We start from the raw sequence: 24,568 nt of genomic DNA on the forward strand, positions 1-24,568 counted from the left end.
CGAGAATGCTCGAAGGTTTCAAATACGTCAATGACTTGCTGAAAAGTCTTGCAGCCCTCGCCGTTCCGCTGTGGAGGACGCCTGGTCATAGCGTCCGAATCAGCCTGAAAGGACTTGCAAAGATCGATCAAAGAGGCCGGTGGGGCTGCCGTGACTGACGGGTCTGCCGGTGCGCGGCCGAGCCGATTTCTTGCCGCCGCCCCTCAGGGCCGCCCCGGAGCGGTCGATACAGCAGGACGTGCTGGGAACGGGTAGGCGAGTGGTTCGCGATCCCCTGCTGCGCCTCGGCGCGCTGTGGACCGCGCTGATCGCCGTGGTCTTCTTCGCCCTGTCCGGCTACACCGACTGGCAGGTCCGGGCGTTCTGGCTGGGGCAACTGCCGCTCGACGCGCTGCTGGCCTGGTCCTCGTACCAGGTCTTCAGGATCGCAACGGGTCCGGTCCGCCGGTTCTGGGGGGTGCTGACCGCGGTCGGCGTGCTGTTCCTGTGCGGCGACACGATCCAGACGTTCCTGACCTTCACCCACGCCGGCGAGTACTCCACGAACGGCGGCGTCATCCAGTCGACCTGCTTCACCATCGGGCTCGGCTCGATCGTGGTGGCCATGCTGGTGCACCCGCATCCCAGCCGGTCCGGGCGGGAGCGGCTGGCGTTCTGGCTGGACTCCGCCACCGTGCTGGTCGGTGGGGCGGTGGTGGCCTGGTGCTTCGCGGTCACCCCGGACCAGTCGACGCAGGCCGACGTGCTCGCCACGCTGGCCGGCGCGGCGGTCGCCATCACCTCCGGCTTCGCCGCGGTTAAGATGATCTTGAGTGGGAATGCCCCGATGCACAAGGCAGCGGCGTTCCCGATGATCGCCTCGGCGGGATTCACCAGTGTGGGGATGTTCCTGGCTCCGCCCACGCTCGGCGAGCTCCCGGCGTACGTCTATCTTGTCAGGTTTGTTCCTTCGCTCTTGATCGCGGCCGGACCCCGGATCCAGCAGGTGATCGCCGGCTTCGACCCGCGGGCCTTCGGCGAGCGCCACCGCAAGCCCTACAGCCTGCTGCCGTACGGGTCGATCGTGGTCGCGTTCGTGGCGCTCGTCGCGGTGATGCCGCACGGCATCGACATCCGGACCTGGGGCGTGGTGGTCGGCCTCGGGCTGATCTGCGCGCTGGTGGCCGGCCGTCAGCTGGCCGCCTTCCACGACAACAACTCGCTGATCAAGCAGTTGCGCGAGCACGAGGTCCGGCTGCGCCACCAGGCCCTGTTCGACGGGCTGACCGAACTGGCGAACCGCACCCACTTCCACGACGAGGTCGCGGTCGCGCTGGACCGGCCGGACCGGTCCTCGGTGCTGCTCATCGACCTGGACGGCTTCAAGGCGGTCAACGACACCATGGGCCACGCGGCCGGCGACGCGCTGCTGGTCGCGGTCGCCGACAAGCTGCGCGGCGCGCTCCGCACCGGCGACCTGGCGGCCCGGCTCGGCGGCGACGAGTTCGCGGTGCTGCTGCGCGGGAGCACCGGCGACGAGGGCGAGCGGACCGCCGAACGGATCTTCGAGGCGTTCGCGGTGCCGGTGCAGATCTCCGGGGTTCCGGTGCACGCCAACGCGAGCATCGGCGTGGCCGACACCGAACCCGGCGACGAGGTGGGCACCGTGCTGCGGCGGGCCGACGTGGCGATGTACGTGGCCAAGTCGGCGGGCAAGGGCACCTGCCGGCGCTACCACCCCGGCATGGAACAGGGTCCGCGCACACCGGTCGCCGCACAGGGATAGACGGCTACCATCGCGCGGTGACTGACGAGTCGCCGTACACCGGATACCGCCGCGCTGACTGGGAACGCACCGCCGACGAGATGTTGCGCGCGGTTCGCCCGTACGCCCGAGCCGACCACGCCCTCATCGACCTGCCCGGCGCCGCCGGCGCGTACGGCCGGGACAGCGACGGCCTGGAGGGTTTCGCCCGCACTTTCCTGCTGGCCGCGATCCGCCTGCGCGGCTCCGGCGGCGCCGACCCGGACGGGGTCGCCGAGTGGTATGCCGACGGCCTGCGCGCCGGCCCGGACGCCTGGCCCCGTCCGGACCGGCTCGACCAGGCCAAGGTCGAGGCCGCCGGGATCGCGCTGGGCCTGCACCTGAGCCGCCCCTGGCTGTGGGACCGCTTCGACGACCGGGACCGGGAGCGCCTGGCCGACTGGCTCGGTGCGGTGGTCGGCAAGCCGTTCCCGCCGATCAACTGGGTCTGGTTCCAACTGGTCGTGGAGGCGTTCCTGCGCGAGGTGGGCGGCCCGTGGTCGGCCGACGACGTGGCGAGCGGCCTGGCCGTGCACGAGTCGCTGTACCGGACCGGCGGCTGGTATTCCGACGGTCCGGAGCGCGCGTACGACCACTACAACGGCTGGGCGCTCCAGATGTACCCGCTGCTCTGGGCCGGGATGGCCGGCGACATGTGCCCCGCCGGCCTGGTCCCGGTGTGGCGCGAAAGGCTCGCCCGCTTCCTGGACGACGCCGTGCACCTGGTCGGCGCGGACGGCGCCCCGCTGCTGCAGGGCCGCAGCCTGATCTACCGGTTCGCGGCGGCCGCGCCGTTCTGGGTGGGCGCGATCACCGGCGCCACCAACCTGTCCCCCGGCCTCACCCGCCGGGCGTGCAGCGGCATGCTCCGGTACTTCCGGGAGCACGGCGCGCCGGACGAGCGCGGGCTGCTCAACTTGGGCTGGCACCGGGAGTGGCCGGCGATGAAGCAGTCCTACTCCGGGCCGGGTTCGCCGTACTGGGCCAGCAAGGGCATGCTGGGCCTGCTGTTGCCGGAGGGACATCCGGTGTGGACCGCCACCGAGGAGCCGCTGCCGGTCGAGCGGGGCGACTTCGTGCGGTCCATCATCGCGCCCGGTTGGCAGCTGAGCGGCGTGCGAGCGGACGGCGTGGTCCGAGTGATCAACCACGGTACCGACCACGCGGTGGAGGGCGATCAGCGGACGGACTCGCCGCTGTACGCCCGCCTCGGTTACTCGACGGCAACATTTCCGACAAGTCACGATAATTCGGTGTCGCTGATTCGGGATGGGGTGCGCAGCGAGCGGGCCGGCTTCACCGGCGGGGTGAGGCCCGCCGAGCCCGAATACAGCGAGGCCGAATTCAGCGATGCCCGTGGCGGGATCAGCGCGGCTCGTGGCGGGATCAGCGAGGCCCGGAGCGGGGCCGGGATCGGTGGGGCCGTGGGGCTCAGCCGGGGCCGGGTGCGGTGGGTGACGCCGGGTCCGGCGGAGGCTGACCATGGCTCCGGGCGCAGTGGCACCGTGGTCGAAGGCCCGATGCTCACCGTGGCGTCGGTGGTGCGCGGCGCCGTCGAGGTGCGGATCGCCGTGGTCGAGGAGCCGGCCGCCGACACGGTGCTGGAGTTCGCCGGCTGGCCCACCACGGGGCTTACCTCGCTCGTGGTGCCTCTGACCGGTTTCGACCACCCGATCACGTCCGAGGAGCACACTTCTTCGCCGCTCGCCGACGACGTCCGGGTGCCGTTGTTGCGCACGGCCGGCCCGCCGCAGGCGCGGCGGATCTACGCCGCCGCGGTGGTCCTTGCCGGCGGTTCGCTTCCGGCTTTCCCAGAGGTACGCGACCAGCCCGCACCACCGGAAAATGCGGTGCACCCCGATCCGGACAGCCGGCCCGCCCCCGGGCCGGCGACCGCGCACCGCCTGCCGGAGACGGTGATCGTCGAGTGGCCAGACGGCGAACGCAGCCGGGTCGACCTAGCCGCCCCGCTCGGGGCCGCCGAAACCGCCCACGATTCGAGCCGCGGCCCCGCGGGACGGAGCTGTTGAATCGCTGATGCTGATGGCAGCAATCGACGACGGGCGCGGAACGGTCGTGTCGGCTTGAGCTTGGGGCAGGTGGCTAGGAGCGGGCCGGCGCAGCCGGTGAGCCGCCCGGGTGGACGGGGTCAGGTGCGGCCGGCTCGGGGGACCGAGGAGCCTCGGATGATCAGTTCTGGGGAGATGGCCACGCGCTGGGCCGGGCGGCGGTTGCCCTCCAGCAGCCTGGCCACCATCAGCTCGACCGCCACCCGGCCCACCTGGCCCTTCGGCGGGCGCACCGCGGTCATCGCGGGCTCGATCATGTGAGCCACCTCGTCGTCGTAGGAGACCAGGGCCAGGTCGTCGGGGATGATCATGCCTTGCTCTATGCAGAACTGGCCCACCGAGATCGCGTCGGGGTCGCCGTGCACTATCAGAGCGGTGGCTCGGGCCTGGCGGCAGCGGCGCATCACGCCGGCGATGATCTCGCGGTGGCCGGGCACGTCGAGGCCCACCGAGGCGCGGAACGTCAGCTCGTCGGAGATGCCCAGGCCGTCGCAGGCCCGGGTCCAGCCGACCGCCAGCTGGTCGGAGTGCGGGGAGCCGCGGGACAGGATCAGGCCGATGCGCCGATGTCCGTGTTCGAACAGGTGGTGCACGGCCATCTCGACGCCCAGCGAATGGTCGCTGCGCACCCACTCGAGCGGGCGCCTGGTCGGGGTCCAGCGGGGCATGTGCCGTTCCACCAGGATGGTCGGCACCGGCAGGCTGTCGATCCAGTCGATCATTTCGGCCGAGCTTTCACCGTCCAGGCTGGGCGCCAGCAGCAGGCCCTCGACCTGCTTCGCCTTGATCAGGCGGCCGATCTGGCGGCGGTCCTCCTCCGGGTCGTAGCTGGAGCCGCGCAGTTGGATGTGCACGCCTAGCGCGGCCGCGGCGGCCCGCGCGCCGGTCACGATCGGCGGCCAGTAGTAGTCGAGCGACGGCACCACCATGCCGATGGTGAACCGGGTCGCGGCGGGGCGCGGGCGTGGCGGTGGCGGCGCCAGCTGGGTGGGCAGGGTGGCCCCGCCGTGCACCCGGGTGAGCAGGTTGCGTTCGGCCAGCATGGCGATGTCGCGGCGCACGGTGAGCTCGCTGACACCGAGCACCGGCGCCAGGTCCTTCACCCGCACGGCACCGTGCCGGCGCAGCTCCGCCATGAGCCGCTCCTGGCGCTGAAGGCCGAACAGCCGGTCGCTGATGGCCGCCTCCTGTTGTTCGATTCTGAACGCTTCCGAGCGAGCCGGAACGATCACTTCTGCCGATGTTCACCCCCGGCTATTCATGTTCATACATGACGACCGATCCCGGCACCAGGAGTCACGTTGGCTAAGCCCCACACATTGGTGGTGATGAATGCGGACTCGTACCGTGCGCACTTCGACGACGACCGGCTCGACCGGCTCGGCGCCCTGGTCGCGCTCGGCGATCCGGCGGTGGTCGACGAGCTCGACTCGACCGCCGCCCGGGCCCGGCTCGCCACCGCCGAGGTGCTGGTGACCTCCTGGGGCGCCCCGGCGCTGACCGCGGAACGGCTGCGCCACGCACCGGCGCTGCGGGCCGTCTTCCACGGTGCCGGCAGTGTCCGGACGCTGGTCACCGACGAGGTCTGGCGGCGCGGCATCACCGTGACCAGCGCCGCCGACGCCAATGCGATCCCGACCGCCGAGTTCACCCTCGCCGCGATCGTGTTCGCCGGCAAGAAGGTCCCGTTCATCGCCGCCGACCCGGTGGCCGCCCAGCGCGCCTGGGGCGGCGTCAACGGTTACGGCGACCTGTCCAACTACCGCCGGACGGTCGGCATCGTCGGCTTCTCCCGGGTCGGCCGGCGGGTGCTCCGGCTGTTGCGCAACCTGGATGCCGAGTGCCTGGTGGCCGACCCGTACGCCGACCCGGAAGCGGTGACCGCGACCGGCGGCACCCTGGTCTCCCTCACCGATCTGCTGTGCCGCAGCGAGATCCTCTCGCTGCACGCGCCGGAGCTCCCCAGCACCCGGCACATGATCGGGGCCGCCGAACTGGCCCTGCTGCCCGACCACGCCACGGTGGTGAACACCGCCCGGGGCAGCCTGGTCGACTCCGCGGCGCTGGCCGCCGAGTGCGGGTCCGGTCGCCTGTTCGCCATCCTCGACGTCACCGACCCGGAGCCGCTGCCGCCCGGCGATCCGCTGCGCTCCGTACCCAATGTGCTGTTGACCCCGCACCTCGCCGGCTCCCTCGGCAGCGAGGTGCTGCGCCTCACCGATCACACCCTCGACGAGCTCGCCCGGTGGACCGCCGGCGAGCCGCTACGCACCGAAATCACCCCGCAGGCGTTCGCCCTGAACGCCTGAGCTCCCATGAAGGAGACCGCTGTGAACCGCTCCATTCGCAAAGCCGCGGTCGCCGCCGCCCTGGGCCTCTCCCTCGTCCTGGCCGGCTGCGGCTCCGGCGACGACGAGTCCGCCGGCGGCAAGACCGTCCTCACCATCACCCTGTGGAACTACGCCAACACCCCGGAATTCAAGGCCCTGTTCGACGCCTACGAGGCGGCCAACCAGGACATCGACATCAAGCCGGTCGACATCCTGGCCGACGACTACTCCAAAAAGGTCACCACGATGCTCGCCGGCGGCGACAGCTCGGACGTGATCACCATGAAGAACGTCATCGACTACGCCCGCTACGGCACCCGGGGCCAGCTGGCCCCGCTCACCGACGAGGCGGCCAAGCTCGACAAGAGCAAGTACCTCGGGCTGGACGCGTTCGACATGAACGGGCAGTACTACGCGCTGCCGTACCGGTCGGACTTCTGGATCCTCTACTACAACAAGAAGCTGCTGAAGGCCGACGGTGCCGACCTGTCGCGCCTGACCTGGCAGCAGTACGCGCAGCTGGCCAAGGCGTCCACCACCGGCTCGGGCGCCGAGCAGGTGCACGGCGCCTACCAGCACACCTGGCGCTCGATCGTGCAGGCCATCGCGGCCGCGCAGACCGGCGGCGACCAGCTGAGCGGCGACTACGGCTTCATGGCGCAGCAGTACGCGCTGGCGCTTGACCTGGAGAAGTCCGGCGCCACCATGCCGTGGGCCACGGCCAAGACCCAGAAGGTCACCTACAACGGCGTCTTCTCCACCAACAAGGCCGCGCTGCTGCCGATGGGCACCTGGTACATCTCGCTGCTGCTCCAGTCGAAGCCGCCGGTGGAGTGGGGCATCGCGCCGCTGCCGCAGGCCGCGGCGTCCGGCCCGGTCACCACGTTCGGCTCGCCGACCGCGTTCGCGGTGAACAAGAAGGCCAAGAACGCGGACGCGGCCAAGAAGTTCGTCGCCTGGGCCTCGGGTCCGGAGGGTGCGTCCATTCTCGCCAAGATCGGCGTATCGCCCTCGTTCCGTGACCAGAGCATCCTGGACACCTACTTCGCGACCGCCGGCATGCCGACCGACGACATCGCCAAGAAGGCGTTCCAGCCCGAGAAGGTCGCGCTGGAGATGCCGGTCAACGAGAAGTCCTCGGACGTCGACGTGATCCTGAACGAGGAGCACGAGCTGATCATGACCGGGGACAAGACCGTCGACGCGGGCCTCGCCGAGATGAGCAAGCGGGTCAGGTCCGAGGTCCAGTGAGTACACGGCGAAATCGGGCGTACATCGGCTGGGTTTTCATCCTTCCGAACTTCCTCGGGTTCGCGGCTCTCACGCTCGTGCCCGTGGTGATCGCGCTGGCCCTGTCGTTCCTGAAATGGAACTCGTACGACAGCCCGACCTGGGCCGGACTGGACAACTTCCGGCGGATGGTGGCCAGCGACACGTTCTGGACGGCACTGTTCAACACGGCCTACTACGCGGCCGGGCACATCCCGCTCACCCTGGTGGCGGCGCTCGGTTTCGCCATCCTGCTCAACCGCAGGCTGCGCGGGGTGAACTTCTTCCGCACCGCGCTGTTCTTTCCGTACGTGACCTCGCTGGTAGCCGCCGCGGTGGTCTGGAACATGCTGTTCAGCCCGGAGTTCGGGCCGGTGAACCAGGCGCTGCACGCGCTCGGCATCGCCGACCCGCCGGGCTGGACCACCTCCACCACCTGGGCCATGCCCGCGGTCATCATCACCAGCGTCTGGCGCGACCTGGGCTACTACATGGTGATCTACCTGGCCGGCCTGCAGACCATCCCGGCCTACCTGAACGAGGCGGCCGAGATGGACGGTGCCAACGCCTGGCAGCGGTTCCGGCACGTGACCTGGCCGGGGCTGCGGCCCACCACGTTCTTCGTGCTGATCATGCTGACCATCTCCAGCTTCAAGGTGTTCGACCTGGTGCAGGTGATGACCGAGGGCGGGCCGGGCCGGTCCACCCTGGTGCTCTCCCAGCTGATCTTCCGGGAGGGCATCACCGAGGGCCGGTTCGGCTACTCGTCGGCGATCTCGATGGTGCTGTTCGTGGTGGTCCTGACCGTCACGCTGATCCAGTTCCGGCTGCAGAAGAGGTGGGAACAGTGAGCCTCACCCTGAACCGGCGGGTGGACACCCCGCCCGTACCGGGCGGGGAACCGGGCCGCCCGCGCCGCGGTGACGGCATCCGCCGGGCCGTGCGGTACGTGCTGTTGATCGGGCTCAGCGTCGGCGTGCTGATGCCGTTCGTCTGGATGGTGTCGTCCTCACTCAAGCAGAACGAGCACGTCTTCACGGTCCCGATCGAGTGGATACCGCGGACGTTCGAGTGGGGCAACTACGCGCAGATCTGGGAAGACATCCCGCTGGCGATGTACCTGGGCAACTCGCTGTTCCTGGCGGTGGCCATCACCTTCCTCCAGGTGCTGACCGGCAGCTTCGCGGCGTACGGCTTCGCCAAGACCCGCTTCCCCGGCCGGGACGCGCTGTTCCTCGCGTACCTGGCCACCATCGCGGTGCCCTGGCAGGCGTACATGGTTCCGCAGTACATCCTGATGCAGAAGGCCGGACTGGTGGACACCCACTGGTCGCTGATCCTGCTCCAGGCGTTCGGTGCCTTCGGGGTGTTCCTGATGCGGCAGTACTACCTCACGATCCCGGACGAGTTGATCGAGGCGGCCCGGCTGGACGGGCTGACCGAGTTCGGGATCTGGGCCCGGATCATGCTGCCGCTGTCGAAGCCGGCGCTGGCCAGCCTCGCGCTGCTCACCTTCGTCAACACCTGGAACGACTACATGGGCCCGTTCATCTATCTGACCAGCAACGAGCTGTGGACCGTGCAGATCGGCCTGCGCTCGTTCGTCGGGGTCTACGACACCCAGTACGCGCTGATCATGACGGGTTCGGTGATCTCGGTCCTGCCGGTGCTGCTGATGTTCCTGCTCGGGCAGCGCTACTTCGTCCGCGGCATCGCCACGAGCGGCCTCAAGTGACGTCGGTCCTGACCACGAACGGCCGCACCGCCCTGTCGTACACCGGCTACATGAACGGCGAGTCGTTCCAGCAGGACGGCATCGTGACCGCCGGCGACCAGCAGTACGCCGCGTTCTGGGACGAGGACGGTTACGTCAACGTCTCGCGGCGCCGGACCCCGGACGGCGCCTGGCAGAACGTGCGGCTCACCGACTACCGCACCACCTCGACCGACTCGCACAACACGATCAGCATCGGCGTCGCGGCCCGGGACGGCAGCATCCACCTGGCCTTCGACATGCACTCCAGCGAGCTGCGCTACCGCCGGTCGGCGGACGCCGTGACCTGGTCGCCGGTCGCCACCAGCCTGGCCGGCACCACGCTGGACCAGGTCACCTACCCGCAGTTCATCCCGGTTCCGGACGGCACGTTGCAGCTGGCCATCCGGACCGGGCTGAGCGGTTCGGGCGACGAGGTGCTTTTTGAGTACGCGAACGACGCGTGGACGTACCTCGGAAAGTTCCTCGACGGCACCTCGGCCGGCAACAACCCGTACCTGTTCGGCATCGAGTACGACCGCGCCGGGCTGCTGCACGCCACCTGGACCGTCCGGGAAACCCCCGATCCCAGCACCAACCACGATCTCTACTACGCGTACAGCCCGGACCGGGGGCGCACCTGGCACAACAACGCCGGCGCGGTGCTGGCGACGCCGCTGCTCCCGGACGACGACGCCCTGCGGGTCTGGGACATCGCCCGCAACCGCGGCCTGATCAATCAGGAGGCGCAGGCCGTCGACGCGGCCGGCGTCGTACACGTCCTGGCCTCGCACCTGCCGGACGATGCGCCGGACCAGACTGACTTCGCCGCGGCCCGGGAGAACGCCGTGCTGGTGCACTACTGGCGGAACCCGGAGTCGAAGGTGTGGCGGCGGAACCACACGTCGTTCCGCGGCGGGCTGTCCCGCGGTGACGTCGCGGCCGACTCCGCCGGCAATCTCCACGTCGTCTGCACCGACTCGTCGACCCGGCGGCTGCACGTCGGGACCGCGTCGAAGGCGTCCGGCTGGACCGGCTGGGAGACCCGGCACGTCTCCGACCCGATCTACTACTCCGACCCGCTGATCGACCGGGCCCGGCTGCGGGCGCAGGGCGTGCTGAGCGTCTTCGCGCCCCGGCACGGCGGCGGCCAGATCGACGTCCAGGACTGGCCGGTAGGCCCCGGGTAGTCTTGCGCGAATGCCCGCGGCACCGCAGCACCGGATGGCGTGGCTGGACGCGCTGCGCGCGGTGGCCGCGCTGCTCGTGGTGTACGCCCACCTGAGCCACTACCTGCTGCGCGGCGCCCGCGACGTGTCGGCCGAGTGGCTGCACGCGGGCACCGCCGGGGTCATGCTCTTCTTCCTGGTCAGCGGGTACATCATCCCGGCGTCGCTGGAGCGGCACGGCGACCTGCGCCGGTTCTGGATCAACCGGGCCGCCCGGCTGTTCCCGCTCTATCTGGTGGTCGCGGCGCTGTGCGTGGCGGTGCTGCCGCTCGACCCCTATCTGTCCGCGCACCCGGGCACCGCGGTGGTCGCGCACGCCACCATGCTCACCCACCTGCTCGGCGTTCCGCTGGTCACCCCGGTGTTCTGGACGCTGACCTTCGAGATGGCGTTCTACCTGGTGGTCAGCGCCCTGTTCGCGCTCGGCTGGCACCGGGCGAGCGGCGGCATCGCGATCGCGCTGGCGGCCGTCGCGGTGCTCACCGCGCCGCTGTCCCCCGGCGTACCGGTCCCGCCGGTGCTCGCCGCCGTGCTGCTGGCCTGCGGCCTGGCCGCGCTCACCTGCGGCCGCCGCCCGCTGGTGGCGGCCGGCGCGGTGACGCTGCTCGCCGCGGCCGCCGTGCTGCTGCTGGCCGGGCAGGACCGGGCGCACGTCTGGGACGGGCTGCTGATCCCGGCCGTCATGTTCGTCGGCACCACGATCTACCGGGCCGAACGCGGTCAGATCCCGCGCCGGCGGGCGGTGCTGGCGGCCGCCGTGGTGGCCGCGGCCCTGCTGGTCAACTGGCTCGCCGAGTTGGTCGCCCTGGACGGCCTGACCGCGCGGTACGTGACCCGGTCGGTGCTCACGCTGCTGGTGATCGGCGGCTCGTTCGCGGTCGGCATGGTCCTGCGACACCGCCGGGTGCCGCGCGCGCTGGCCTGGATCGGGCTGGTCAGCTACTCGGTCTATCTGGTGCACGTACCGCTGATCCGGCTGACCGGGCCGATCCTGTCCGGCGCCCGCGGGCCGCTCGAACCGGTCGCGGTGCTGACTTTCTTGGCCGTGCTGTTCGGGTTGTCCTGGCTCAGCTACCGGTACGTGGAGCTGCCGGGTCAGCGGCTGGGCCGTCGGCTGGCCGGCTCGCCGGTGCCGCCGAAACCCCGCGTCGAGGTCGGCGCGACGTAAACTCCTGCGCATGTCGACGGCGCCGCGAGCGGTCCTCGCGCAGCTGCCGCGCGCGCCCGGCGTCTATCGGTTCCGCGACGCCCGGGGCCGCGCGCTCTACATCGGGCGGGCCACCGATCTGCGCAGCCGGGTCGGGTCGTACTGGTCGGACCTGCGCGACCGGCGGCACCTGCGGCGGATGGTCCCGCAGATCACCGGGATCGAGGCGGTCGTCTGCGCGTCGGTGCACGAGTCCACCTGGCTGGAGCGCAACCTGCTGGAGCGTTCCCGGCCGCGGTGGAACCGGGCGGTCGGCGGCGCCGAGGTGCCGGTCTGCATCGCGCTGACCCGGGTCAACGGCGTGCCACGGCTCACGGTCGTGCACTGGCCGGTCGCGGGCCCGGCCGCCGAGGTGACGTTCGGGCCCTACCTGGGCGGTGCCAAGACCCGGCTGGCGGTCTCGGCGCTCGATCGGGTGCTGCCGCTGCGCTACACCGACGACCGGCTCGCCGGCTGCCAGCGCGACCTGGCCCGGGTGCGCGGCATCGATCTGGCCGATCGCGAGGTGCTCCTGACGACGATCCTGGCCGTCCTGCACCGCCAAAATCCACAGATCGATGCCGTACGCGACCAGCTCGCCGACCTGCGTGACCGGGCCGCCGGCCGGCTGGCCTTCGAGCTCGCGGCCCGGATCCAGCAGGAGATCGAGGCGATCGACTGGGTGGTGGCCGAGCAGCGGATGACCGCGCCGGCCGGCGACGATGCCGAGATCCACGGCTGGGCGGACGGCCTGCTGGTCTCGTTCCGGGTACGCGGCGGCCGGGTCTGCGGCTGGGAACAGCGCCGCTGCGCTCGGGCGGACGCCCAGCCGTACCTGGACCGGACCCCGGCGGCCTGGGCCGAGTTCGCGGCCCGCAGCGCCGAACTGGGCGGCCGGCTGGCTCAGCCGGGCTCGATGCCGTAGTCGAACGCGTAGTGGTGGACCGCGCCGAGGTTCTCGATGGTGAACTCGCCGCGCAGGCCGAGCAGCTCGTCGGTGCCGGAGTCGGGCACCACGGTGACGGTCAGGCTGCTGGCGCCGCGCTGCAGGTGGCCGCAGTGCTGGAGGGCGAACCCGCCGCGCCGGCCCTCGAGGTCGCCGGTGATCCGCTCGATCGCCACGTAGCCGGCCGAGTTGTCGATCGAGGTGCCGATCGACAGCATGTGCCCGACGCCGGTGCCGGTGAGGCCGCCGGTGAACGTCTTGAGCACCTTCATCCGGCCGATCACCTCGTCGTCCGCGTCCAGCGGCTCGAACGTGACCTCGAACTCCCCGGTCGTGCGCCTCCTGGTCGTCTCCACCCCCACATCCCAACAGGTCGGCACCGGGCCGGGGGCGGGAATCGGCCAGCTCAGTCGAGGGTGACCACGGTGCCGGTGTGCCGGGCCCGCTCGGCGGCCCAGACCACCCGGTGGCTGGCCAGGCTGGTGGCGGCGTCCGACCGGATCGCCGTGCGGTCGCCGGTGGCCACCGCGGCCAGGAAGGCGTCGACCATCGCGTGGTCGCCGTCCCGGTGGTCGGCCGTCGGGGCGGCGGCCAGGACGTCGGTGGTGTCGGCGCCGGTGCGGAAGTCGACGATCCGCAACGTCGCGCCGTCGGTGTCGAGGTAACCGTGGGTGCCGAAGATCCGGGTCTTGCGCTGCTCCATCGGGGTGAAGGCGGTCATCGTGAACGCGATCGTGCCGCCGCCGCTCAGTTCCATGGTGACCACTTGGTGGTCGACCGTGTCGTTGTGCCCGTTGTAGACGCATTCGCCGTACCGCCCGTCGCGCAGCGCCGCCCGGATGTCGTCCGGGTCGGTGGACGGCGTCACCGCGCTCAGCGGCCAGCCCGGGCCGCAACTCAGATAGAGGCGAGGAGCCGAGTACGGGCAGGTGGGCTCGACCGCGCAGTCCAGGCAGCGGTCCGCGGCGCCGGCCGGTTTCGACGACGGGCGGAAGTGCGCGAGGCCGCCGAACGAGCTGACCCGGCGCACCTTCTCGCCGGTCAGGTACAGCAGCCAGTCGATGTCGTGGCAGGACTTGGCCAGCAGCATGGGCGACGACGACGCGGTGTCCCGCCAGGCGCCGCGGACGAACGCGTGGGCGTGGTGCCACCAGCCGACCGGCTCCAGGTGCTGGACGCTGACGATCTGACCGATCCGCCCGCCGGCCAGCACCGCGCGCACCCGGTCGGTGAACGCGGTGTAGCGCAGCACGTGGCAGACGGCGAGCAGCACGCCCGCGGCGTCGGCGGCGGCCGCGATCCGTTCGGCGGCCTCCTGGACTGGGGCGATCGGCTTCTCCAGCAACAGGTGGTGACCGAGCCCGGCGAGCCGGACCGCGGGACCCTCGTGGTCGACGTCCTGGGTGGCGACGATCGCGGCGTCGGCCAGCCGCCGGTCGATCCCGGCCCAGTCGCCGAGGACCCCCTCGGGCGGAACGCCGAACTCGGTGGCGAACCGGTCCCGGCGTACCGGATCAGGCTCGGCGACCGCCACCACCCGGCCGGCGCCGGTGGCGACTGCGCGGCGCGCGTAATGCGTGCCGCGTAGGCCCGCGCCGACCACTAACAAACCCACCGGAGCCATGGCGTGAATCCCCCAATTTGCGGGGTCGATGGCCCGCACTCTGGACTGTTCGTGTGATGCACGCGTCTTGTGAAGCGATCAAGAACGAGCATAATCCTCGACCATGAGTCACACCGCCGCCGAGATCGCCAGCCAGCCCGGCCTGTGGGTGCGGAGCAGGGAACACACCGGACAGGCCGAGCGGGTCCTGATGGCGCCCGGTGATCGGCTTCTGATGATCGGCTGCGGAGTGTCCGGATACGTCGCGCAATGCCTCGCAGAATTGCGGGAAAAGGGCGGATTCGGCGAGACGGACGCCATTTGCGCGTCGGAATATCTGCCGCGCCGGAAATACGACCGGGTGGTGGCGGTGACCCGGTCCGGCACCACCACCGACGTGCTCGACGCACTGCGCGAGGTACCGCCGTCGACCTACGCGGCGGCGATCACCGCGGCCCGCACCACCCACCTCGACGAGCTGACCGACACCCAGCTGCTGCTCGACTTCGCCGACGAACGCGCGGTGGTGCAGACCCGGTTCGCCACCACGGTGCTGGCGCTGGCGCGGCACACGTACGGCGAAAATCTCGAACCGGTCGTGACCGACGCGCGCACCGCGATGGCCGCCACCCTGCCGGCCGACCCGGTCGACGTCGACCACGTGGTGTTCCTCGGCACCGGCTGGACGGTCGGGCTGGCCCACCTGGCGGCGCTCACCGTGCGCGAGATGGCCCAGGTGAGCGCGGAGTCGTACCCGGCCCGCGACTTCCGGCACGGTCCGATCGCGATGGCCGGGCCGCGGACGCTGGTGTGGTCACTCGGCGACGTGCCGCGCGACGTCGACGAGGCGGCCCGGTCGGCGGGCGCGGTCGCGTACCGCAACGACGGGGACCCGCTCGCCCACCTGGTGCTCGCGCAGCGCTTCGCGCTGGCCCTGGCCACCCACCGCGGCCTCGACCCGGACCACCCGCGGCTGCTGACCCGCTCGGTGGTGCGCTGATCGAGCCACGAGGCGGCAGGCGGGGCGACCCGTTAACCGCGCTCCCGCTAAATGGCGGGATGTCAGGCGACGACCGCGAGGCCGTGGTCGGTGTTGTTGAGGCGGCGGCCGCCGTGCGTGGTGACCGTGACGATGTCCTCGATGCGCACCCCGAACCGGCCGGGCAGATAGATGCCCGGCTCGATCGAGAAGCACATGCCCGGCACCAGCGGCTGCCGCTCGCCGGCCACCATGTAGGGCGGCTCGTGCGTGGTGACGCCGATGCCGTGGCCGGTGCGGTGGATGAAGTAGTCGCCGTAGCCGGCCTCGGTGATCACCTGACGGGCCACCCGGTCGATCTCCTCGCACGGCACGCCCGGCCGGACCGCCTCGAACGCCGCCTGCTGGGCCCGCCGGACGATCTCGTGCACCGCGCGCACCTCGGCGCTGGGCTCGCCCACGCTGACCGTGCGAGTCGTGTCCGAGCCGTAGCCGGAGAGCAGGCCGCCGAAGTCGAGCACCACGGTGTCGCCCGGCTCGATCATGCGGCCGCCGGCCTCGTGGTGCGGGTTGGCGCCGTTCGGGCCGGAGCCGACCACGGTGAAGTCGACCTGCTCATGGCCGAACTTGCGGAGCAGCGCGGCGAGATCGGCGGCCACCTCGGTCTCGCGCCGCCCGGCAAACCTGACCCCCAGGATTTCCCCGTACGCCGCGTCGGCCGCGGCACCGGCGGCCTCAAGCCGGGCCAGTTCGTGCTCGTCCTTGACCGCCCGCAGCATCGGCTGGCACGCGGTGAGCGCCGCGTACGAGGTGGCGGGCAACGCCTGCTGCAGGCCGAGCAGGTGCATGGCCCAGGTGGAGTCGGAGATGCCGTACCGGCCGTCCGGGCGCAGCAGCGGACGGACCACCGCATAGGGGTCGTCGCCATCGGCCCAGTCGACCAGGTCGATGGCGGGCGCGCCGGTGGCGGCGACCGCGTCCGGACGTTCCAGCGCGGGCACCACCAGGGTCGGCCGGCGGCCGGCGGCGAGCACCAGCAGGGTCAGCCGCTCGGTTATCGCGGTGGGCCGGTACGCGGTCAGCCAGGTGAGGTCGGGACCCGGGCCGACCAGGACGCCGGCCAGCCCGGCCGCGGTGGCCGCGTCGGTCGCCCGCTGCATGCGCGCGGCGTAGTCGCCGGCGGTGAACTGCACGGTCATGGGTACAGGATCGCCGCCGGACGCCGCGGCCCGCATCCCCCGCCCGGGATGAGGGCCGGATGCCGATGAGATCAGAGGCCGGATGAGATCAGAGGCCGGATGAGATCAGAGGCCGGATGAGATCAGAGGCCGGATGAGATCAGAGGATGGCGCGCAGCACCACGATCGCCAGGAACACGATGATGAAGGCGAGGTCGATGGCCATGCCGCCGACCCGCAGCGGCGGCACCAACCGGCGCACCGGGGCCAGCACCGGTTCGGTGATCTTGGTGACCGCCACCGTCGCCCGGTACCGGAAGGAGCCGGCCATCGACGGGCCGGCCAGGGCCACGCTCCAGTCGAGCACCGCGCGGGCCACCAGCAGCAGCTGGAACAGCAGCAGCACGAAACTCACGAGGGCGAGTACAGGACCCATGGGCTCCTCCAGTTACCGGATGGGACAGCCACTCAACTGTGCGTCACCTTGCTGTGGATCCGCTGAGTGGCACCTGTGGTGCGGTGGAACCGTCCGCCAGGGGTGAGGTCCGCCCGTTCCCTTCGGCGGGAGGCTCGCCGGATGAAGGAGAAGGAGTACCAGCGCGAGCTGCGCCGCCTGCACGGCGAACTGGTGGCGATGCAGGAATGGGTCAAGGACACCGGGGCGAAGATCTGCGTGGTCTTCGAGGGCCGGGACACCGCCGGCAAGGGCGGCACCATCAAGGCGATCACCGAACGGGTGAGCCCGCGCACGTTCCGGGTGGTGGCGCTGCCGGCGCCCACCGAGCGGGAGAAGTCGCAGATGTACCTGCAACGGTACGTGCCGCACCTGCCCGGCGCCGGCGACGTGGTCATCTTCGACCGCAGCTGGTACAACCGCGCCGGGGTGGAGCGGGTGCTCGGCTTCTGCTCCGACGACCAGGTCAAGCAGTTCCTGAGCAGCGTGCCCGGGGTCGAGCGGGCCATCGTCGACTCCGGGGTGATCCTGCTCAAGTACTGGCTCGAGGTCGGCGAGGCGGAGCAGACCCGGCGGCTGGAAAACCGGATCAACGACCCGCGCAAGGTGTGGAAGCTCTCCTCGCTCGACCTCCAGTCGTACTCCCGCTGGTACGACTACTCGCGGGCGCGCGACGAGATGTTCCGGTCCACCGACACCGCGTGGGCGCCCTGGTACGTGGCGAACACCGACGACAAGAAGAGCGGCCGGCTCAACATCATCTCGCACCTGCTGGCGAGCGTGCCGTACCAGCCGATGAAGCACCGCGACGTCAAGCTGCCCAAGCGGCAGAAGTCGAACGGCTACCACGACCCGGAGCTGCCGATGCGGCACATCCCGACGCCGTTCACCCCAGCCGGGTGACGTGCAGGATCGGCCGCAGGTAGAGCCCGGCGGCCAGCAGCGGCAGCAGGCCCAGCAGCCCCACGGCCCAGGCGGCCGCCCGCACCCAGGACCGCTCCGCCGTGCCCGGGCGGGAATAGCCGCCCGGGTTCTCGCCGATCTCGAAACGGTCGCCGACCCGGTCGCCGTCGTCGAAGAAGCCCGGCTTGTCGATGGTGACCCGGACCGTCTCGCCGGTCTCCCAGGTGGCCGTGACCGTGCACCGGTCGTGGTAGCCGAAGCCGTTCAGGGTGACCGGGCCGCGCAGCGAACAGCGCTCGATGGCGGCCGTCCCGGTGCGGCGGGCGTCCTGGTAGTTCTTGCCGGCGAACCGGCCGACGGTCAGCGCCGTGCCCACCAGCAGGAACGACACCCCGACCAGCAGGGCCGCCGCGAGGGTGGCGTTGAACCAGGCCCGCCGGCGCATTTCGGGGGTGGGAGCGGGCCGGGGGACGGCTGGTCGCTCCGGCAGCACCTCGATGGTGCGCGCAGCCTCGTCGGGATTGACCGGCACGATCCGCAACCTCCCCGTTGCGCGGAACGAAAGTCCGAGGCAAACGGTCGCGGAATTCATTGACACCTGTCAAGCAACAGTCGGCTATTTCAATCGCGCACCAGCGTGGCCCCGGTGGCCCGGCCCTCGTCGGTCCAGGAGGCGGGACGCATCGACACCGGGTCGACGTTGACCACCACGCGCTTGCCCTCGGCGTACACCGTCCGGCCGTCGGCCGAGATGATCCGGAAGCGGTAGTCGGCGCTGGAGTTGCCCAGCCGCTCCACCCAGAAGTGCACGCCGATCTCGCCGGTGCCGCGGACCGGCAGGTGGAAGGTGATGGCGTACTCGCGGACCACGTTGAACGCGTCCGGCGTGGTCGGCCGGCCGTTGGCGAACGACACCCCGCGGGCCGCCCACCAGGCGGTCATGGCCCGCTCGACGAGCACGGCGTAGCGGGCGTTGTGCAGCACGCCGAGGGCGTCCAGGTCGTCGAAGTGCACCGGCTGCCAGATGACGTCGCCGTACGCGGGTGCCTCGGCGCGGGTCACGGTGGTCATGTCAGCTCCGTCAGGGTTGTCGGGTCGGTGGCCAGCGAGCGCAGGTGCGCCAGCAGGGCATCGCGGGCGTGCTGGTAGACGTCGGGGCCGAGGACGGGCGCCTGCATCACGGCGCAGACCCCCAAAGACTCGATGAGGTACGCGGTCGCGGTCGGGTCCGCCTCGGGCCGGAGATCACCGGCGGCGACCGCCTCGGCGGCCAGGCCGGTGAGGAAGGCCATCCAGTCGGCGAGTTGGGCGCCGAGCCGGTCGCGCACGGCCCCCGGGCGTACGTTGAACTCGAAGTTGGCATTGGCGAAAAAGCAACCGCCCGGCAGCCGCCCAGCCTCGTAGAAGGCGAGCCGCAGACGGTGCACCCGCCAGAGCCGGCGGACCCCGCGCGGCGCGGCGAGGGCCGGCTGGATCACCTCCTCGATCCACTGCCGGCGGGCGTGGTCGATGACCGCGAGCTGCAGCGACTCCTTGGAACGCCAGTGCGCGAACAGGCCGGACTTGCTGATGCCCAGCGCCTCGGCGAGCTGGCCCAGGGACAGGCCCTCCAGCCCGTCGGTGGTGGCGAGGAGCAGCGCCCGGTCGAGCACGGCGGTGCGCGTGCGGTCGCCGCGGAGCAGTCTTCCATCGGCGGTCATGGTCGTGAACCTACAAAACGACCGACCGTTCGTAAATATTGTCTGCGTCACTTCAGGGGCGATTAGGGGGTGATCCCCGATTCCCCGCTTGCCCTCCCCCGGCAGGATGGCTGCCATGAGAGCCATGCGATCCGTCCTTGGCAGCACCGCCCTCGGCATCACCGCCGTCCTGCTCGTGGCGGCCTGTGGCGGCACTCCCGCGCCGGCGCCGGAGCCCGTGGCAGCCCAGCCCGGGGCACCCCAGCCCGCGGCACCCAGCCTGCACGGCTCGCACAGCGGACCGCCGCCGGTCGCCTCGCCGTTGCGCGAGCACGAGCGCTTCGTCGACATCACGATGCCGCGGTCCTACAAACCGGCCGCGCCGCACGGCGGCACCGACGAATACCGCTGCTTCCTGGTCGATCCCGGGCTGACCACACCGGCTTTCCTGACCGGCAGCCTGTTCCGCCCGCAGAACGCCGCCATCGTGCACCACGCGATCTTCTACCGGCTCAACCCCGACCAGGCCGGCGACGCCGAAACCCTGGACGCGCAGACTCCCGGCGACGGCTGGACCTGCTTCGGCGACACCGGCCTGTCCGGGCAGACGGCCTGGGTGGCGCACTGGGCACCCGGCGCCGCCGAGACGCTGATGCCGGCCGGGTTCGGCTTCGAGATGGCGCCCGGCAGCAAACTCGTCATGCAGGTGCACTACAACCTGCTCGGGCTCGACGCCCAGGCCGAAACGGCCGACCGGTCCGGCATGCAGATGCGGCTGGCCGACGGCACGGCGCCGCTCCGGCCGCTCGAGACCGAGCTGGCGGTCGCACCGATCGAGCTGCCGTGCGAGCCCGGCGGCACCGGTCCGCTCTGCGACCGCGCGGCCGCCGTGGCCGACGTCGAAAAGCGGTTCGGACCGCAGTCGCGCGGTTTCGTCGAGCAGCTCCAGCAGCGGTGCAACCCGGTCCCCGGCCCGACCCAGCACTGCGACCGCCCGGTCGGCAGGCCCGGCACGATCCACCTGGCGGGCGGCCACATGCATCTGCTCGGCCGCTCGATCAAGGTCGAGGTCAACCCGGGCACGCCCCAGGCGCAGACGGTGGTCGACGTACCGGAGTACAACTTCGACAACCAGGCCCTGACCCCGCTGGCCAAGCCGGTCGCCGTCGACCGCGGCGACACGATCCGGGTGACCTGCACCCACGACGCCACGCTGCGTAAGAAGTTGCCCCAGCTCAAGACGCTGCCGTCGCGCTACGTGGTGTGGGGCGAGGGAACGAGCGACGAGATGTGCCTGGGCGTCATGGTCTTCGCACCGAAGGTTTGATGGGGTAGGATGCGCCGCGATGAAGACCTTCTCGCACCGAGGGGAGGCCCCGTCCACCGAAGGTGAGTGCTGATGCGCTCCCCCGGCGTGGACGGCGATCCCCGTCTTCTGTCCTGGCTGCGCGTGCGCGAGTTCGCCGTGCCGCCCTCCATGATCGAAACCGCCACCACCCGCCGCGCCGCCGGCGACTGGTCCGGCGCGTGCGCAGCCGCCCACCTCGACGCCGACGTCGACGTGCGCGCGGTGGCCCAGTCACACGGCCGCGACCTGGCCACCCGACTCCGCACCGACCTGCGCCACCTGGCCCCCGACCTGCTGCGCTGGCACTGGCCGCGCGCCGCACTACCGGACGGCCTGCTGCGCCCAGGCGTGACGGTCGCGCTGGCCACCTACCCCCATGCCGCCGGCGCGCTCCACCTGGTGGCCCGCACCCCACCGGCGTGGGCCGACGCCGGCCAGCGCATCAGCCTCACCCTCTGGCCCGCCACCCACCCGTCCACCACCCCACACCCGCATCCCCACCCCGACCGCCGCTTCCGCCTCGACCTGCACCGCCACCTGTGGGACGCCCGCAGAGCCCCCGACCTGCGCCACCGAACGGGAGCCGAGGCAGCGTTGCCGACCGGAGCCGGCGCGGATTCAGCCGGCGCGGATTCAGCCGGCGCGGACTCAACGCCAGCCGTGGGCCGCCCGCCCGCGGGCTCGGCGGTCGCGAAGCGGTTCGGCGCGGTTCGCCTGCCGGATGGCGGTGCCGTGCATCGGTGGGTGGCCGAGGCGGCGATCCTGCGGGAGGCGGACGGCCGGCCCCACGATCCGGTGGTGGTGCGGGTGGGTGCGCGGTTTCGCCTCGCGCTGGATCCGGGGGCGGATGGACCGCGCCTGCTCGGACGGGCGGCGCGGGGATATCCGGTGTTGCCGCACGCGGCCACCTGGCTGCTCCCCGACCTGGAACTCCTGCGGGCCGGCCTGATCACGCTGGACCAGCTGCATCCGCTCGTCGCGGCGGCTCTCGCCCCGGCATGGCCGCCGGCCCGCAACCCGGCCCCACCGCCCGCACCGGTCCCACCGCCCGCACCGGCTGCGCCGCGGCTTGTCGAGTGCCGGGGTGAGTGGCATCGGATCGCGGTGGTGGCGGGGGTGCTCACGGCGCTCGACCACGATCCTGCTGAGGTTTGGCGGGAGGAGCTGTTTGCGGCGTTGGGTGGGTTGCCTCTGGCCTGTTTGCGGGCCATTGATCTGGCCAACCGGGAGCCGGCGAGTCTCGACGATATTCGGGCTCGGCTGGACCACGGGGACACCGTGGGGGCGCTCGCCGTTGTTGAGGAACTGCTCGGCGCCGCGGCCGCGTTGCGCGGTGGGGCGCTTCGGGACGAACTGGAGACTGCGGCTGCTCGCCGGGTCACCTATGGGCTCTACCGCGCGGGGCTTGCCGGGCGGGGGCCGTTGAAGGACAAGCCACCTCGCCGTCGGGCCGGGCGTAGCCGTACCCGCTGATCTTTTTGGTGATGCCTTTATGACTAATAATCTTGCTGTTGCGGGCGACCTGCTGCGTCTGCTTTCCGAAACCACCACCGAGCCGCGGGTGGACGAGCAACTCGAGGCGTTGACGCTGGCGGTTGCGGCGGACCTGCCCGTGCTGCTCTGGGGTGAGCCGGGCATCGGGAAGACCGCGGCGCTCACCCACCTCGCGGGGACGCTCGGGCTGCCGCTGACCACGGTGATCGCCAGCGTGCATGAGCCGACCGACTTCTCCGGTCTGCCGGTGCTGGGGGCCGATCCGGCGGTTCAGGGGGTGCCGATGGCGCCGCCCGACTGGGCCGTGCGGCTGTGCCGGGCCGGGCACGGGCTGCTGTTCCTGGATGAACTGTCCACCGCTCCGCCGGCGGTGCAGGCCGCGCTGCTGCGGCTCGTGCTGGAACGGCGGGTCGGTGAGCTTCGGCTGCCGCCGGGGGTGCGGATCGTGGCGGCGGCCAACCCGCGGGCGTCGGCGGCGGACGGGTGGGAGCTCAGTGCGCCGCTGGCCAACCGGTTCGTGCATCTGCAGTGGACGTACGACCACGAGGTGGTGGTTCGCGGGCTCGGCGGGACGTGGCCGCGCGCGACGCTGCCCGAGTTGGACGCGGGGCGGTTGCCGGACGCGGTCGCGTACGCCCGCACCGGGGTTTGCCGTTTGCTGCGGACCCGGCCGGCGCTGGTGCACCAGATGCCGCCGAACGAGGCGCGCCGCGGCGGGGCCTGGCCGTCGCCGCGGACCTGGGAGATGGCCGTGCGGCTGGTCGCGTTCGCCACCGCGGCCGGCACCTCGCGGGAGGTTCTGTCCATGCTGGTGCGCGGCGTGGTGGGCGACGGTCCGGGGCTGGAACTGCTGGCCGGACTGGACCGGATGGACCTGCCGGACCCGGAGGACCTGCTCGCCGACCCGGCCGGCGCGGTGCTGCCGGAACGCGGTGACCTGCGCCAGGCCGTGCTCGACGGGGTGGTGGCGGCGGTCCGGCAGCGTCCGGGGCGGCAGCGCTGGGAGGCGGCCTGGACGTTGCTGGTGCACGCGATGACGACCGGCGCCCCGGATCTCGTGGTGGTGCCGGCCACCACGCTGGCGAAGCTGCGGCAGGACGACTGGGCCATCCCGGCCGAGATCGAGCGGCTGGCCGGCGCCGTCACCCTGTCCCGCCGGGCGGCCGCCTGATGACGATGGATTTCGAGAAGTTGTACGCGGCCCGGCTGCACGCCACCCGGGTCCGCCCGTATCTGGCCACGGCGCTGTTCGCGCTGCAGCCGGTGGAGTCCTCGCGGGTGCCGACGATGGCCGTGGACAAGCACTGGCGCTGTTACGTCTCGCCCGCGTTCGTCGCCGCCCGGAGCATTCCGGTGCTGGCCGCAGTCCTCGTGCACGAGGTGTCCCACCTGCTGCGCGACCACCACGGCCGCAGCGCACGCTACGCAGCACAACACGGGCGCACCGGGCCCGGCGAAAGCCTGCGGATGAACATCGCCGCCGACTTCGAAATCAACGACGACGTGTACGACGAGAGCCTGCGCCGGCCGCCCGACGCCGCCCACCCGGGTCTGCTGAACATGCCCGCCGGCCGGCTCATGGAGGAGTACCTGGACCAGTTCAGCCTGTGTCCGTTGCACGGCCTGGCCTGGCTGGACTGCGGCAGCGGCGCGGACGGCGCCGGCCGGGAGTGGGACCTGGGCCCGGACGGCGCGCACGGGCTCACCGCGCGGGAACGGGACGCGGTCCGGTTCCGGGTGGCGCAGGGCATCAACGGCCAGCCGGGCGACGTCCCGGACGGCTGGCGGCGCTGGGCCGAGGAGGCCTTCCACCCGCCCCAGCCGTGGCGCGAACTGCTCGGTGCCGCGGTACGGGCGGCGGCCGCGGGCTCCGGTTCCGGCGACGACTACACGTACGGCCGGCCGGCCCGCCGCTCGGCCGCGCTGCCCGGGGTCGTGCTGCCCGCGCTGCGCCGCCGCCCGCCCCGGGTCGCGGTCATCATCGACACCTCCGGCTCGGTGAGCGACGCCGAACTGGGCACCGCGCTGCTCGAGGTCACCGCGATCGGCCGCGCGGCCGGCGGCGGCAGCGGTCAGGTCAGCGTGCTCTCCTGCGACGCGGCCGCGGACGTCGCCGGGCCGATCTGCCGGACCTGGGGCATCCCGCTGGTCGGCGGCGGCGGAACGGACATGCGGGCGGGCTTCGCCCGGGTGCTGTCCGAGAGCCCGCGACCGGATGTCGTGGTGGTGCTGACCGACGGCCAGACGCCGTGGCCGAGCCGGCCGCCGTGCCGGACCGTGGTGGGTTTGTTCCCGCGCCGCGGCGAGTGGGTGGAACGGCCGTCGTGGGCCCGCGTGGTGACCGTCGGCTCGGGCCGGTAAACGG

General features: G+C 71.7%; 23 protein-coding genes. 15 read left to right on the forward strand and 8 right to left on the reverse strand.

Translation table 11 applies throughout. From position 1 onward, the window contains the following. The first annotated feature begins 259 nt into the window (after window positions 1-259). Together Ari01nite_RS03585 and Ari01nite_RS03590 are read left to right on the forward strand one after the other, a co-directional pair. Window positions 260-1,765 carry a GGDEF domain-containing protein gene (locus Ari01nite_RS03585; protein ID WP_203779241.1) on the forward strand — a complete coding sequence of 502 codons (1,506 nt, stop codon included), beginning with the start codon at window positions 260-262 and terminating at the stop codon, window positions 1,763-1,765. A gap of 17 nt (window positions 1,766-1,782) precedes the next feature. Further along, window positions 1,783-3,813 (forward strand): DUF2264 domain-containing protein, encoded by a 2,031-nt coding sequence (locus tag Ari01nite_RS03590; protein ID WP_239162449.1) that lies wholly within the window; start codon window positions 1,783-1,785, stop codon window positions 3,811-3,813. Between the two features lie 119 nt (window positions 3,814-3,932). Here Ari01nite_RS03590 and Ari01nite_RS03595 read toward each other — a convergent pair whose 3' ends face one another. Then, on the reverse strand, window positions 3,933-5,084 hold the full coding sequence (locus Ari01nite_RS03595; RefSeq protein ID WP_239162450.1) for a substrate-binding domain-containing protein: 1,152 nt from the start codon (window positions 5,082-5,084) through the stop codon (window positions 3,933-3,935). 96 nt (window positions 5,085-5,180) lie between these two features. On the opposite strand from Ari01nite_RS03595, the gene Ari01nite_RS03600 reads away from it, so the two are divergent. The 7 genes from Ari01nite_RS03600 to Ari01nite_RS03630 are packed head-to-tail and all read left to right on the forward strand — an operon-like array spanning window position 5,181 to window position 12,544. After that, window positions 5,181-6,161, forward strand: coding sequence for a hydroxyacid dehydrogenase (locus Ari01nite_RS03600; protein WP_203779243.1), 981 nt, complete (start codon window positions 5,181-5,183; stop codon window positions 6,159-6,161). A gap of 21 nt (window positions 6,162-6,182) precedes the next feature. Then, window positions 6,183-7,433 carry an ABC transporter substrate-binding protein gene (locus tag Ari01nite_RS03605; protein ID WP_239162451.1) on the forward strand — a complete coding sequence of 417 codons (1,251 nt, stop codon included), beginning with the start codon at window positions 6,183-6,185 and terminating at the stop codon, window positions 7,431-7,433. Then, a complete protein-coding gene (locus Ari01nite_RS03610; RefSeq protein ID WP_203779260.1) occupies window positions 7,430-8,302 on the forward strand; it encodes a carbohydrate ABC transporter permease in 873 nt (290 codons plus the stop codon). The genes Ari01nite_RS03605 and Ari01nite_RS03610 overlap by 4 nt, the downstream gene beginning before the upstream one ends. After that, on the forward strand, window positions 8,299-9,186 hold the full coding sequence (locus tag Ari01nite_RS03615) for a carbohydrate ABC transporter permease (RefSeq protein ID WP_239162452.1): 888 nt from the start codon (window positions 8,299-8,301) through the stop codon (window positions 9,184-9,186). Before Ari01nite_RS03610 ends, Ari01nite_RS03615 begins: the two co-directional genes overlap by 4 nt. After that, window positions 9,183-10,394: a BNR repeat-containing protein gene (locus Ari01nite_RS03620; RefSeq protein ID WP_203779262.1), complete on the forward strand. Its 1,212-nt coding sequence runs from the start codon at window positions 9,183-9,185 to the stop codon at window positions 10,392-10,394. Before Ari01nite_RS03615 ends, Ari01nite_RS03620 begins: the two co-directional genes overlap by 4 nt. A 10-nt stretch (window positions 10,395-10,404) precedes the next feature. Further along, window positions 10,405-11,601 (forward strand): acyltransferase family protein, encoded by a 1,197-nt coding sequence (locus Ari01nite_RS03625; protein WP_203779264.1) that lies wholly within the window; start codon window positions 10,405-10,407, stop codon window positions 11,599-11,601. Between the two features lie 10 nt (window positions 11,602-11,611). Further along, entirely contained in the window at window positions 11,612-12,544 is a 933-nt protein-coding gene (locus Ari01nite_RS03630) for a GIY-YIG nuclease family protein (protein ID WP_203779266.1), read from the forward strand. Here Ari01nite_RS03630 and Ari01nite_RS03635 read toward each other — a convergent pair. Both Ari01nite_RS03635 and Ari01nite_RS03640 read right to left on the reverse strand, forming a co-directional pair. Next, complete coding sequence (locus Ari01nite_RS03635) at window positions 12,523-12,921, reverse strand: DUF3224 domain-containing protein (RefSeq protein WP_203779268.1); 399 nt, start codon at window positions 12,919-12,921, stop codon at window positions 12,523-12,525. The two genes, Ari01nite_RS03630 and Ari01nite_RS03635, sit on opposite strands and share 22 nt — an antisense overlap. Window positions 12,922-12,971: 50 nt before the next feature. Beyond that, the gene (locus Ari01nite_RS03640; protein ID WP_203779270.1) at window positions 12,972-14,189 is read right to left on the reverse strand and encodes a Gfo/Idh/MocA family protein; all 1,218 of its coding nucleotides are present in this window, start codon (window positions 14,187-14,189) and stop codon (window positions 12,972-12,974) included. Window positions 14,190-14,292: 103 nt separating this feature from the next. Between Ari01nite_RS03640 and Ari01nite_RS03645 the strand changes: the two genes are divergently transcribed. Continuing rightward, on the forward strand, window positions 14,293-15,168 hold the full coding sequence (locus tag Ari01nite_RS03645; protein ID WP_203779272.1) for an SIS domain-containing protein: 876 nt from the start codon (window positions 14,293-14,295) through the stop codon (window positions 15,166-15,168). A 62-nt stretch (window positions 15,169-15,230) separates the two neighbouring features. Here Ari01nite_RS03645 and Ari01nite_RS03650 read toward each other — a convergent pair whose 3' ends face one another. After that, a complete protein-coding gene (locus Ari01nite_RS03650; RefSeq protein WP_203779274.1) occupies window positions 15,231-16,346 on the reverse strand; it encodes an aminopeptidase P family protein in 1,116 nt (371 codons plus the stop codon). A 139-nt stretch (window positions 16,347-16,485) separates the two neighbouring features. Further along, entirely contained in the window at window positions 16,486-16,761 is a 276-nt protein-coding gene (locus Ari01nite_RS03655) for a YggT family protein (protein WP_203779281.1), read from the reverse strand. A 141-nt stretch (window positions 16,762-16,902) separates the two neighbouring features. Between Ari01nite_RS03655 and ppk2 the strand changes: the two genes are divergently transcribed. Next, entirely contained in the window at window positions 16,903-17,682 is a 780-nt protein-coding gene (gene ppk2 / locus Ari01nite_RS03660; RefSeq protein WP_203779283.1) for a polyphosphate kinase 2, read from the forward strand. Here ppk2 and Ari01nite_RS03665 read toward each other — a convergent pair. The 3 genes from Ari01nite_RS03665 to Ari01nite_RS03675 form a co-directional block, all read right to left on the reverse strand. Continuing rightward, a complete protein-coding gene (locus Ari01nite_RS03665; protein WP_203779291.1) occupies window positions 17,666-18,214 on the reverse strand; it encodes a DUF6346 domain-containing protein in 549 nt (182 codons plus the stop codon). The genes ppk2 and Ari01nite_RS03665 overlap by 17 nt on opposite strands. An 89-nt stretch (window positions 18,215-18,303) precedes the next feature. Continuing rightward, the gene (locus Ari01nite_RS03670) at window positions 18,304-18,753 is read right to left on the reverse strand and encodes an acyl-CoA thioesterase (protein WP_203779293.1); all 450 of its coding nucleotides are present in this window, start codon (window positions 18,751-18,753) and stop codon (window positions 18,304-18,306) included. After that, the gene (locus Ari01nite_RS03675; RefSeq protein ID WP_203779294.1) at window positions 18,750-19,382 is read right to left on the reverse strand and encodes a TetR/AcrR family transcriptional regulator; all 633 of its coding nucleotides are present in this window, start codon (window positions 19,380-19,382) and stop codon (window positions 18,750-18,752) included. The genes Ari01nite_RS03670 and Ari01nite_RS03675 overlap by 4 nt, the downstream gene beginning before the upstream one ends. A gap of 124 nt (window positions 19,383-19,506) precedes the next feature. On the opposite strand from Ari01nite_RS03675, the gene Ari01nite_RS03680 reads away from it, so the two are divergent. The 4 genes from Ari01nite_RS03680 to Ari01nite_RS03695 all read left to right on the forward strand — a co-directional run bounded on the left by Ari01nite_RS03680 (window position 19,507) and on the right by Ari01nite_RS03695 (window position 24,564). Continuing rightward, a complete protein-coding gene (locus Ari01nite_RS03680) occupies window positions 19,507-20,688 on the forward strand; it encodes a monooxygenase (protein WP_203779296.1) in 1,182 nt (393 codons plus the stop codon). 72 nt (window positions 20,689-20,760) lie between these two features. After that, on the forward strand, window positions 20,761-22,182 hold the full coding sequence (locus Ari01nite_RS03685; RefSeq protein ID WP_203779298.1) for a hypothetical protein: 1,422 nt from the start codon (window positions 20,761-20,763) through the stop codon (window positions 22,180-22,182). A 19-nt stretch (window positions 22,183-22,201) separates the two neighbouring features. Beyond that, on the forward strand, window positions 22,202-23,374 hold the full coding sequence (locus tag Ari01nite_RS03690; RefSeq protein ID WP_203779306.1) for an AAA family ATPase: 1,173 nt from the start codon (window positions 22,202-22,204) through the stop codon (window positions 23,372-23,374). After that, window positions 23,374-24,564 carry a vWA domain-containing protein gene (locus tag Ari01nite_RS03695; RefSeq protein ID WP_239162453.1) on the forward strand — a complete coding sequence of 397 codons (1,191 nt, stop codon included), beginning with the start codon at window positions 23,374-23,376 and terminating at the stop codon, window positions 24,562-24,564. The genes Ari01nite_RS03690 and Ari01nite_RS03695 overlap by 1 nt, the downstream gene beginning before the upstream one ends. Window positions 24,565-24,568 lie beyond the last annotated feature (4 nt).

Source organism: Paractinoplanes rishiriensis (assembly GCF_016862375.1).
GTDB classification, from domain to species: domain Bacteria; phylum Actinomycetota; class Actinomycetes; order Mycobacteriales; family Micromonosporaceae; genus Actinoplanes; species Actinoplanes rishiriensis.

Bases quoted from the DNA above. Each gene is read 5' to 3' on its own strand.
- Ari01nite_RS03600 (WP_203779243.1), top strand. From the start codon at position 5,181: ATGAATGCGGACTCGTACCGTGCGCACTTCGACGACGACCGGCTCGAC.
- Ari01nite_RS03625 (WP_203779264.1), top strand. From the start codon at position 10,405: ATGCCCGCGGCACCGCAGCACCGGATGGCGTGGCTGGACGCGCTGCGC.
- Ari01nite_RS03630 (WP_203779266.1), top strand. From the start codon at position 11,612: ATGTCGACGGCGCCGCGAGCGGTCCTCGCGCAGCTGCCGCGCGCGCCC.
- Ari01nite_RS03640 (WP_203779270.1), bottom strand. From the start codon at position 14,189: ATGGCTCCGGTGGGTTTGTTAGTGGTCGGCGCGGGCCTACGCGGCACG.
- Ari01nite_RS03645 (WP_203779272.1), top strand. From the start codon at position 14,293: ATGAGTCACACCGCCGCCGAGATCGCCAGCCAGCCCGGCCTGTGGGTG.
- Ari01nite_RS03650 (WP_203779274.1), bottom strand. From the start codon at position 16,346: ATGACCGTGCAGTTCACCGCCGGCGACTACGCCGCGCGCATGCAGCGG.
- Ari01nite_RS03655 (WP_203779281.1), bottom strand. From the start codon at position 16,761: ATGGGTCCTGTACTCGCCCTCGTGAGTTTCGTGCTGCTGCTGTTCCAG.
- ppk2 (WP_203779283.1), top strand. From the start codon at position 16,903: ATGAAGGAGAAGGAGTACCAGCGCGAGCTGCGCCGCCTGCACGGCGAA.
- Ari01nite_RS03670 (WP_203779293.1), bottom strand. From the start codon at position 18,753: ATGACCACCGTGACCCGCGCCGAGGCACCCGCGTACGGCGACGTCATC.
- Ari01nite_RS03675 (WP_203779294.1), bottom strand. From the start codon at position 19,382: ATGACCGCCGATGGAAGACTGCTCCGCGGCGACCGCACGCGCACCGCC.
- Ari01nite_RS03680 (WP_203779296.1), top strand. From the start codon at position 19,507: ATGCGATCCGTCCTTGGCAGCACCGCCCTCGGCATCACCGCCGTCCTG.
- Ari01nite_RS03685 (WP_203779298.1), top strand. From the start codon at position 20,761: ATGCGCTCCCCCGGCGTGGACGGCGATCCCCGTCTTCTGTCCTGGCTG.
- Ari01nite_RS03690 (WP_203779306.1), top strand. From the start codon at position 22,202: ATGACTAATAATCTTGCTGTTGCGGGCGACCTGCTGCGTCTGCTTTCC.
- Ari01nite_RS03695 (WP_239162453.1), top strand. From the start codon at position 23,374: ATGACGATGGATTTCGAGAAGTTGTACGCGGCCCGGCTGCACGCCACC.